At 57.3% G+C, this 398-nt stretch carries 1 pseudogene; it reads right to left on the bottom strand.

Annotated elements, in window-relative coordinates:
- Positions 1–398: pseudogene (locus PG731_RS09090) on the bottom strand (ATP-dependent helicase); the annotation flags it as partial.

Here is a 398-nt window from a genome sequence, read left to right as displayed (position 1 = left end):
GCTTCAATGAGGTCTTCAAGGGCATCGAGTTTGCGGCCGTGTACCACGATAGGGTCGCCTGCTTCGGTGTAGATCGCACCGGACGCTAGTTGGGTGAGCTTACCTGCCAGGACGGCAGCATTGGCCGCGTCAATCACCTCATCGCCCAGCTCGACTACCATCTCTGCCGCTAACCGGTCATACACCTTGCGCTCCCTGCCGTTCATGGTCACCTCGGTGGTCGTGACAGTCAGTGGTGGGAGAGTGAGGTAGTCGCTGGTTCGCATCGACAACGTGATATCCGAGATTGCCTGGTAGATTTGCTCTTCAGCGCCGGGTTTGGGCTTGTAGGTGAATACTTGCATTCCACCCCGCTTATCGGGCACGAACCATTTATCGCGGTAGCGGGAAATGTAGCG

Source organism: Pauljensenia sp. OF14-1SRA, assembly GCF_027694595.1.
Classification (GTDB): domain Bacteria; phylum Actinomycetota; class Actinomycetes; order Actinomycetales; family Actinomycetaceae; genus Pauljensenia; species Pauljensenia turicensis_B.
The sequence above is the reverse complement of the archived record's forward strand: the minus strand, read 5'-3'. Positions and strand labels throughout refer to the sequence as shown.